This window comes from Aquabacterium sp. A08, from assembly GCF_011742065.1.
The window spans coordinates 1-566 of sequence record NZ_JAAQQT010000102.1 but is presented as its reverse complement, the minus strand read 5'-3'; the positions used below and the strand labels follow the sequence as shown (position 1 = coordinate 566).

The window sequence follows — 566 nt, the reverse complement described above, 5'->3', positions numbered from 1 at the left end:
TGCTCATGGGGCTAGCCTAGGGGGCGGTGTGCGGGGTATTGTCGGCCAGGCGCAGCAGGGCGGCGGCGGTGGGGAAATCGAAGGCGGCCACGGCGTTGCGGAAGGCGGGGTACTGGGCGCCGAGTGCCCGCTGCAGGGCCGAGGCGTGGGCCTGGGCCCAGTCGATGGCGCGGGTGTCGCCACGGTCCAGCCAGTCCAGCAGGGGGGCGAACTGGCCGGGGGTGGAAGGGGCTTCGGGTGGGCTGGTGTTCTGGGCGGGCGCTTGGGCTTCGGTGTCCGCTGACGCCGCCTCTGGCGCGGGCTGCGGCTGGCCGGCGCGCGCCAGCCAGTCGCGCAAGCCGGCCACCAGCGCGTCCTGGCGGGCGTGCAGGTGCGCCAGCGCCTCGGCCAGCGCCGCATCGGGCACGGGCGCCGGTTCCTGGGCCGCCGCCGAGGTTTGCACCGCTTGCGATTCCCGTCCTTCCAGCGCCTCGCGCAAGCGCACATCCAGCGCCTGGGCCGCGTCCTGCACCGCCGTGGCCCCCAGGTTGCCCGCCACCCCCTTGAGCGTGTGCACCAAGCGGTGC

At 75.4% G+C, this 566-nt stretch carries 1 protein-coding gene; it reads right to left on the bottom strand.

Annotated features, from left to right (window positions below; all coding sequences use genetic code 11):
- Positions 1 to 16: 16 nt before the first annotated feature.
- Positions 17 to 566, bottom strand: a 550-nt coding sequence (locus HA630_RS00585; RefSeq protein ID WP_208299887.1) for an Hpt domain-containing protein, incomplete at its 5' end; no start/stop codon positions are given.